This is a genomic window from Staphylococcus sp. 191 (genome assembly GCF_011174885.1).
GTDB classification, from domain to species: Bacteria; Bacillota; Bacilli; order Staphylococcales; family Staphylococcaceae; genus Staphylococcus; species Staphylococcus coagulans.
Genome location: NZ_PNRJ01000028.1, coordinates 1 through 9,235, shown reverse-complemented (window position 1 = coordinate 9,235; position 9,235 = coordinate 1). Strand labels below are relative to the sequence as shown.

7 protein-coding genes are annotated in these 9,235 nt (G+C 36.8%); 3 read left to right on the top strand and 4 right to left on the bottom strand.

The window, feature by feature from the left end:
* On the bottom strand, positions 1-2,320 hold a 2,320-nt coding region (locus C1H58_RS11945), incomplete at its 3' end, for a KxYKxGKxW signal peptide domain-containing protein (protein ID WP_165546296.1).
* Positions 2,321-3,067: 747 nt separating this feature from the next.
* Between C1H58_RS11945 and lqo the strand changes: the two genes are divergently transcribed.
* Positions 3,068-4,561: an L-lactate dehydrogenase (quinone) gene (lqo, locus tag C1H58_RS11940; protein ID WP_060829313.1), complete on the top strand. Its 1,494-nt coding sequence runs from the start codon at positions 3,068-3,070 to the stop codon at positions 4,559-4,561.
* A gap of 13 nt (positions 4,562-4,574) precedes the next feature.
* Positions 4,575-4,676: an SE2200 family small protein gene (locus C1H58_RS11935; protein ID WP_016425969.1), complete on the top strand. Its 102-nt coding sequence runs from the start codon at positions 4,575-4,577 to the stop codon at positions 4,674-4,676.
* Between the two features lie 77 nt (positions 4,677-4,753).
* Here the strand turns inward: C1H58_RS11935 and lip are convergent, their stop codons facing one another.
* Positions 4,754-6,622 (bottom strand): YSIRK-targeted triacylglycerol lipase, encoded by a 1,869-nt coding sequence (gene lip / locus C1H58_RS11930; protein ID WP_165546295.1) that lies wholly within the window; start codon positions 6,620-6,622, stop codon positions 4,754-4,756.
* Positions 6,623-6,928: 306 nt separating this feature from the next.
* On the opposite strand from lip, the gene C1H58_RS11925 reads away from it, so the two are divergent.
* On the top strand, positions 6,929-7,423 hold the full coding sequence (locus tag C1H58_RS11925; protein WP_050345089.1) for an isoprenylcysteine carboxyl methyltransferase family protein: 495 nt from the start codon (positions 6,929-6,931) through the stop codon (positions 7,421-7,423).
* Positions 7,424-7,479: 56 nt separating this feature from the next.
* On the opposite strand, the gene C1H58_RS11920 is transcribed toward C1H58_RS11925, so the two are convergent.
* Both C1H58_RS11920 and C1H58_RS11915 read right to left on the bottom strand, forming a co-directional pair.
* Positions 7,480-7,959, bottom strand: a complete 480-nt coding sequence (locus C1H58_RS11920; RefSeq protein ID WP_207623138.1) for a GNAT family N-acetyltransferase — start codon at positions 7,957-7,959, stop codon at positions 7,480-7,482.
* A gap of 135 nt (positions 7,960-8,094) precedes the next feature.
* On the bottom strand, positions 8,095-9,235 hold a 1,141-nt coding region (locus tag C1H58_RS11915; RefSeq protein ID WP_165546293.1), incomplete at its 5' end, for an SdrD B-like domain-containing protein.

Here is a 9,235-nt window from a genome sequence, read left to right as displayed (position 1 = left end):
TACTTATTGATGTTGATGTACTTTCTGATGCTTTGTTCACTGATTCAGATGCTGATGCACTTACGGACGCTGACTCGCTTGCTTTATTCGCCGACTCAGATGCTGACGCACTCACTGATATCGATGTGCTTGTTGATGCTGATTCGCTTGCTACTCGATTTGAATTTGAAACAGAATCGCTTGTTGATACCGATTCGCTCTTAGCTAACGACGTAGAATTCGATTCACTCACTGATGTTGAATCACTTGCCGATGTCGATTCACTCGCCACTTGATTTGATGTTGATACTGAATCACTATTAGCTACTGATGCCGAGTCGGACTCACTTGTCGATGTTGACTCGCTCGCTATTCGATTTGAATTTAATTCCGATTCACTTGTTGATGCTGAATCACTATTAGATACAGATGTTGAATCTGATTCACTCACTGATGTCGACTCGCTAACTAATCGACTTGATGTTGATACGGAGTCACTTGTTGATGCTGACTCGCTCGCTACTCTATTTGAATTTGAAACCGATTCGCTTGTTGATGTTGATGTGCTCTCAGCTGCTGATGCCGAGTCGGCCTCACTCACCGATGTTGATGCACTTGTTGAAGTTGACTCACTCACTACTCTATTCGAATTTGATTCCGATTCACTTGTCGATGTCGACGCACTCTTAACTACTGACTCGGAAGCTGATTTACTTTCGGAAACTGAAGTACTTGTTGACGCTGATTCGCTTGCTAGATGTGCAGAAGTTGATTCAGACTCACTTACTGATGTCGATTTCAATGCACTTATTCTCTCTGACTCTGCAACCGATTGACTTCTAACTACGCTTTCAGATTGCGCCTTAACCAATGAAGTAGAAGCATTACGGCTTTCTGTAATCGCCCTTGCTCCACTCGGATTCTTTCTTTTAAATGGATCAATATTACTAACGACGTCTGAAAAATAGTTTTGTCCTCTTTTACCACCAATATCGTCGTAAGAAGCAAATGGTGTGAAGTTATAAGAAACGTCTCCATTAGGATTTAAAATTGGTACTTCAATAACAGTTGTTAAACCGTACCCTGCTTTAATCTGATCAGCATCCATTACACCTGATTGCCAATAATAACCATTCTTTGCATCCCCGCGTAAAGGATAGGTCTGATCCGTAGAGGCAAATCTAGTTCTCCAACCCCTTTCCGTAATACCTTGCGTAATTTTAGTTGGCTTACCATAATCTTTTCCTAACTTTAGCATGCCTATGTTTTTATCAGAGGTGTTTCTGACTTTTGTTCTCGGATAATATAAACTTGATGGAGAGTCAATTCCCGCTGTGTGTACATTGTCGTAAGATATTGTATACTTAAAGATTGCATTATGACCGTCACTATCAACTTGTAATTCATAGTAAACATTTACATTATTACGAGTATCTCTACCATCGCCTTGGTTTCTATCTCTTTCAGAACGACTTGAAAGTGCCACTCTAAATGCTGTTTCTCCAACTTCTGTAGCGACTGTATGAACCGGAGAAATTGTTGAGTTTAACACAAGCGCTTCTGTATTTGCTAATGACTGTGATGACGCTTGAGAATATGACTGCTTCTCACTTACAGATACACTTGCAGGTTGCATTGAATTTTGACTATTCTGATTAATTGACGCAGAAGTTTTGCCTTCACTTTTCGATGTGATTGCTTCTGAAGTTTCTGATGCTTTAGAAATAGATGTAGATTTTTCCACATTTGATTCTGATCGCTTCTCAGAATTTGAAACTTGTTTTTCATCTGATTGCTTATGCTTTGATGCTTGAGACACTGAAGTACTTGTTGAAGTAGAAGCAGATTCTGATAATGACACTGAGTCTGATTCCGATAAAGAAGTGCTTTCTATATCTTGTTTTAATACTTCACTTTCAGAAGTAACGACACTATCACTTTCAACAGTACTCGCGCTCGCCTCTACATTAGAAACTGAATTTTCAATTGCAATTGATGTTTGATCCCCAATTGTTTGACTCTTTGTTGCTAACTCTGAAGTCATCGGAGCATCTGATGCGGCAAATGCTTGTTGATCATGCAACATGTTAACAGTAAACATCCCTCCGGCGATTGCCGTTGTTTGCATTGCATGTTTTTTAATTTTTTCACCAAAACGCGTTGTAACTTCGCCATCTTCATTTTTTACAATATCTCTACTTAAAAAAGGTAAACCCATGGCTTTTAAGAGTTGAATCTCTTTAATACCGGCTTTTACCCATTCCTTTCCAGATTTGTATAGTTTCACTCTTGCTTTTTCTTGTCCTAAACTTTTTCTAAATTCCCTAAATTTTCTTGTCATTGCAAAACTCCCATTAAATAATTTCCATAAAACTTGAACTTGTCATCCCAGCCTATATAAGATAATAATACCTTTTATTTAACTGCGCAATAAAATATTAAATGAAATCTAGTTTGTAATATAATCTATTTCAGATTTTGAATACCTATTTATATAAAATTACTTTTTATTTGTTCTTATGGGAATTTGCATTTAAAAAGCATAGAGATGTGACTCTATTGAATTCTTTATGTTTAAAGGGTTTGTTAAACGAGGTATTTCTGAAAGTTAGAACATTGAGGGATGCGTTATAAAAATTTTATTAAATTTAAAATAATAATTAATTAAATGGATTTAGCAAATAAGTAGAAAAATATTAATAAAGTATTTCTTCATTCAATTGAGCCACTATTTTCAAAGTATTTTTACATCAATTTTTCAGATAAATGACGCTTTATCATATTTTCTACCTTAATCACATGATAAACACGCGTATTAATACAATAAATTTTAGAAATTACTACAAATGAATAGAAAAAGCATTGATTCATGACTTTAATACCATTATTATTGAAGTAACGCTTTAAAATTAGATGAATCAACCTCCAATTACTTTATTTTTTTATACGTGAGTTATTCGTTTTCGTTATGTATAAAAATGTATTATAATAGATTGTGGAGTAATTTTAAGGTCTGTGACATCAATCATATTTACTCAGGGATATTATGTTTATTCCTCACTATACAAACAATGAAAGGTGATTATGTATGCCAACACAATCAGATTCAAAAGACATCGTCATTATCGGTGCCGGTGTACTTAGCACGACTTTCGCCTCAATGATTAAAGATTTAGAGCCACATTGGAATCTTAAATTATATGAGCGTTTAGATCGTCCAGGTGTGGAAAGTTCAAACGAACGCCACAATGCCGGTACAGGTCACGCAGCACTTTGTGAATTGAACTACACTGTTAAACAACCAGATGGTTCAATTGACATCGAAAAAGCAAAAGAGATTAACGAAGAATTTGAAATCTCTAAACAATTCTGGAGCTATCTTGTTAAAAGTAAAAACATTGATACACCAAGAGATTTCATCAATCCACTTCCTCACATTAGTTTTGTAAGAGGTAAAAATAACGTTCAATTCTTAAAAGATCGTTACAATAAAATGAAAGCATTTCCAATGTTCGACAATATCGAATTCACTGAAGATATTGAAGTGATGAGAAAATGGATGCCATTAATGATGCAAGGTCGCAATTCTAGTGATATTATGGCTGCAAGTAAAATCGATGAAGGTACTGACGTTAACTTTGGTGAATTAACACGTAAAATGGCGAGAAGTATCGAAAAACATGAAAATGCAGACGTACACTACAACCATGAAGTCAAAGACTTTAACCGTCGTTTAGATGGTAAATGGGAAGTTACAATCATCAACCGCAACACTGGAGAAAAACAAGTTCAGCTTGCTGATTACATCTTCATTGGTGCTGGTGGCGGTGCGATTCCTTTATTACAAAAAACAGGTATCCCTGAAAGTAAACACTTAGGTGGTTTCCCTATTACAGGTCAATTCTTAATGTGTACAAACCCAGACGTTATCGAAGAACACGGTGTCAAAGTTTATGGTAAAGAGCCACCTGGTACACCACCAATGACTGTGCCTCACTTAGATACGCGTTACATTAACGGTCAAAAAGCATTATTATTCGGACCTTTCGCAAGCATCGGCCCTAAATTCTTGAAAAATGGTTCAAACTTAGATTTATTCAAATCAGTTAAACCATACAACATCACGACTTTACTTGCGGCAGCTGCGAAAAACTTACCATTAATCAAATACTCAATCGATCAAATCTTAATGACTAAAGAAGGTTGTATGAACCACTTACGTACTTTCTACCCAGAAGCTAAAGACCAAGATTGGGAATTATACACAGCTGGTAAACGTGTTCAAGTTATTAAAGATACTAAAGAATACGGTAAAGGTTTCATTCAATTCGGTACTGAAGTGGTTAACTCAGAAGACCACACTGTTATCGCTTTACTTGGTGAATCACCAGGGGCTTCAACATCAGTTTCTGTAGCACTTGAAGTGTTAGAAAGAAACTTTGCTCAATACGAAGCTGAATGGAAACCTAAGTTACAAAAAATGATTCCTTCATACGGTAAATCATTAATTGAAGATGTTGATTTAATGAGAAAAACACGTAAACAAACTTCAAAAGACTTAGAATTAAATTACTACGAGTAAAGGAGTTGCCAATATGAAAAAATTAGTTATCGTTGCAACTGTACTCACTGCAGCATTCGTCGCTTTAAAACGCTATCAAGAGCATGTTAATAAAATGCCAAATATTGAATACTAATTCAACCTATATTGATTGATAGTATTGAAAAGACGTTCAAATGAATTTTCATTTTGAACGTCTTTTTTTATCTCTTTTTATGCAGTTTCAAGTGCCTCTTCACGTACGAGATCATTCATAATTCCCAGATAGAAACGAGCTAATTCTGCACCTGTATGATGGAAGTCTAATGTATCTTGTCCTGTGAAATCTGTATGATCCCATCCTTTCATCGTAGGTGTCACTTGCCAAACCCCTTTTTTAGGCGCTGTGTTATCATCAACATATTCAAAAGGTTCATTATCTGGATGTTGACCTGAAATCACAGAAACTAAGCCATCATTTTCTCTCCACGCTGTATCACGTGTTCGTCCTATTAAATCCCCTGTCACCTTATGTTCAATATTCATATGGACATCTGATATTTGAATACCTAATCGTGTTTTGTTCGTCGCAGATCCTGTATAGGTTTTATAGTAAATATTCGGATTAATATCTGTCCGTTGATTGATTTTCTTAGCGCCTTCACGCGTCAAATCATAAAGTGCTGTATCTTCAGAAGTAAACAGTGGACTCTTACTTGCACGTTTCGCATATTCAGCAAATGTTTCACCTTGACGTTGTTCTAAGCCCCATTGTTTAAGACCATAATCTACAGCTGAATTTTTACGCCCTTCAAACAAACCGTAATCGTAAATGAGTCGCTTAATAATATCTTTATTACCTAATTCATCCGAAGCGACTGTACCATCGTGCGGTGTAGCTATTGTTGTAATTGACGAAATTAAATGATCGTGATTGCCTTGAAAAAGAGGACTTATCGTACCGCCATGTTGCTTTTGATACGCAATCTCTTCAGGATCTCCTTTTCGTAACAAAGACTCTAACATCCGAATCGTTTGTCCTCCCATACTATGGCCGATGAGATGAATTTTTTGTCCCGGTTGCCAGCCAGGTAAAAAGCCTGGATATGATTTACCATATCGCGCATGCCCATATTTGTTTGCATGAGCTTGTCCATAATCGACGACACCGCCTTTGATATAAGTATAGAGCTCTACAGCACGATCCCAGTTACTCCCAAAAGCACTGACACTTGCTTCATAAACGTTATAACCTGATGCGCGCAATTGATTCATCATGTCGTATTTTTTACCACCCCAATAATGGGTTCCAGGAGGCGCATTATTACCTACAAAGCCCCCATAACCATGCACAAAAATGATGGGTTCTTTATTTTTATACTGTGCTTGTTGAGGCGCTTGTGTTGCCTTTTTCACAGATGCTTCCTTTGTTGACGCCACTTGAGGTTCACGAGGTTGCGTTTCTTCTTTTGCACTTAAATTTTGAGTCGTCGTTGATTTCTTATCATTATCGATCATTTCTAAATTAGGCGTATGCGCAGACTCTTTTTCATAATTAATTTCTTGTTTATGTGCATTCACGTTATTAAATTCAGAATCGACTTGATTGGGTGTCGTTTCAGCATTACGACGATCAATCACTGAAAATTCCGGATCTAAACCGGCATTTTGATTGTTTTGATGAGAAGCAACCTTTGGCGCATGAACAACATTACTTGGGTTAGATGTACTATTTTGTGCCTTTAGTTTTGTATCACTCGCAGAATGATTTCTTTCAGGTGCTGTGTTTTCTTGCGCTAAATGGTTATTCGTATATGTGACATTTTGTTTTAAAGTAGTTGTTTTCTGAGATGTTTCTGGAGTTTTTGATAATTCAACTTGTGAGGCATTGGTCTCATTGTTTTGTCGAAGGAGATTCCTCATCACGTTCTCACTTTCTGTGTGCAACGTTTGAGATGTATTAAGTGAATGACCTTGATGTACTTCATCTGCATACGCATCATGTCCTACCCATACGAATAAACTTGTAGCGAGCAGTATGGTAGAGATACTGACACTTCGTGTTCTTAAAGCATATATATGGTCTTGCTGATGATTAAACATAAAAACCCTCCTTAATAATCTAGTTTCTATAATCAATTTATCAATTTGTAACGTATATTATTTCATCTTTGCCTACTTTATATACTTCAATGCTTAACTGTTATCGAAATCAAATTCAATTCACACTTAATCATCAAAAATATCTTTTCTTTAATAATCTAATCGAGCGCATCGTCAACCTTCTTCAAAATCAAAAATTATAAATTTAATAAATAGTTAATAGTAATTTTTTGATTAACTGTTTATTATTAAAACGATGTCTATAACAATAGAATTAAAATTGAATATATTATTTTGGAGGACCTCATGACTTTAATTATTTTAATCATCTTTTTTATCATTCGCTTAGTCAGCCTTGCAATTTCCGTTAAACACGCGAAAAAGCTTGTACAACAAGGCGCAAAAGAATACGGTCAAAAAAATTCAAAATGGCTTGCACTCACACATATCTTAATCTACGTTGCGGCTGGGGTAGAAACTGTCATCACTCATGAAACATGGAGTTTCTTTAACACACTAGGACTAATCATTTTAATCGTTGCGTATGGCGTTTTATTCCATGTTATTAAAACATTAGGCCCGATTTGGACTTTAAAACTTTACATCTTACCAGAACATCCGATTATCAAATCAGGTCTATATCGTATTACCAAACACCCGAATTATTTTTTAAATATCATTCCGGAATTAATAGGGGTCATCCTACTTACACACGCTTCATACACTTCTTTATTGTTACTTCCATATGCCTACTTCTTATACGTTCGTATACAACAAGAAGAAAAATTAATGTCTTTATAAACAACAAAGCACTTCTAAGTAAAATCCATTACTTAAAAGTGCTTTTTATTTATGCCTTATTTAATTGCTTTAAACAACAAAATCTCATGCTTAATTGGTATTTGATGGTCCCCTAATAAAGGAATCGAAGGCTTGATACGTCGTGCATCATTTACAGCATTTTTCATTATTTTTTCTAGCTCATATCCATGCTTCTGAAAAAAGCCAAGTGCACGCAGATTATCATTTGTAGTGATAACTTGAATCTCCTCAACAGGTGAGGCTTGTACTTTGAGTTCTAGTGCCTTCAATAACTTTGACCCCACTCCTCTAACCCCTTCAATATTATTAATTGAGATGATTTCAACCACTGTATTTCTAATCGCGTAAGTAAGTATACCGTAAACCTTTTCTTCAACAACACATACAAAACCTGGGAGTTTTGATAGATGATACACACCTGAACTCACTATCATACAATCATCATGCCAATAGTGGTTAAAGAAAGACTTCAATTGTGATTCTTCTAGTTGATCCATTTCGATAATATCCATCATAATCACCCTTATTTCAACGAAAATAGTATCGCTTATAAATCTATATTATAAAATGTTGTATGTTAAAAATCACCCCTAAAGCGAAGGGATTACTCACTTTAGGGGTGAAACATTATTAATCATTCAGTATCTTGATTATTGTTCTTTTTTATCTTTACGACGACGTCCTAGTAAGAATGCGCCACCTAATGCAGCAAATAAGCTACCTAGTAATGTCGTTTGACCGGCATTTTCTTGTCCAGTTTCAGGTAATGTTTCTTTCTTATGCTTACTTTCAGCCTTTTGAGGTGTAGAAGGCATCGCTTTTTCTACTTTAGGCTGACCTGGTTGTTCTGGCATATTCGGTGCTGGTGTTTCTGGGTTGCCTGGTTGTTCCGGTACTTCCGGTGTTGGTACTTCTGGGTTACCCGGTTGTTCTGGCACTTCCGGTGTTGGTACTTCTGGGTTGCCCGGTTGTTCTGGCACTTCCGGTGTTGGTACTTCTGGGTTGCCTGGTTGTTCCGGTACTTCCGGTGTTGGTACTTCTGGGTTACCCGGTTGTTCTGGTACTTCCGGCGCTGGTACTTCTGGGTTACCTGGTTGTTCTGGTACTTCCGGCGCTGGTACTTCTGGGTTACCTGGTTGTTCTGGCACTTCCGGTGCTGGTACTTCTGGGTTACCTGGTTGTTCTGGCACTTCCGGTGCTGGTACTTCTGGTGTTGGTTTGTAGAAGCCGCTATCGATTGTAAGATCATCTGCATTGTTCACTTCAACTTCAACTTTTGTTCCGTCTGAATCTAATGCGTCATCCCCTACATTCGCTGTTGTTGCTTCGTAACCTTCTGGCGTTTCAAAGCTGATTTCGTATTTACCGTTTGGTAAACCTGTAAAGATGTAGTTGCCATCTTTATCTGTTCTTGTTTCTACTGTTGTTCCATCTGCTTTTGTTAATGTTACTTTTACGCCTTCGATTCCTGCTTCATTTGCGTTTTGAATGCCATCTTTATTTGTGTCATTCCATACTTTGTCACCGACTTTGTATGTTGCGTCTGTTTTCGGTGGCTCTACCACTGGTTTGTAGAAGCCGCTATCGATTGTAAGATCATCCGCATTGTTCACTTCGACTTCAACTTTTGTTCCGTCTGAATCCAATGCGTCATCTCCTACATTCTCTGTTGTTGCTTCATAACCTTCTGGCGTTTCAAAGCTGATTTCGTATTTACCATTTGGTAAATCTGTAAAGATGTAGTTGCCATCTTTATCTGTTCTTGTTTCTACTGTTGTTCCATCTGCTTTT

What these genes read in the sequence shown, in the direction of transcription:
- C1H58_RS11935 (WP_016425969.1), top strand. Translation starts at nt 4,575, where the DNA reads ATGAAAAAATTAGTTATCGTTGCAACTGTACTCACTGCAGCATTCGTC.
- C1H58_RS11920 (WP_207623138.1), bottom strand. Translation starts at nt 7,959, where the DNA reads ATGATGGATATTATCGAAATGGATCAACTAGAAGAATCACAATTGAAG.
- lqo (WP_060829313.1), top strand. Translation starts at nt 3,068, where the DNA reads ATGCCAACACAATCAGATTCAAAAGACATCGTCATTATCGGTGCCGGT.
- C1H58_RS11925 (WP_050345089.1), top strand. Translation starts at nt 6,929, where the DNA reads ATGACTTTAATTATTTTAATCATCTTTTTTATCATTCGCTTAGTCAGC.
- lip (WP_165546295.1), bottom strand. Translation starts at nt 6,622, where the DNA reads ATGTTTAATCATCAGCAAGACCATATATATGCTTTAAGAACACGAAGT.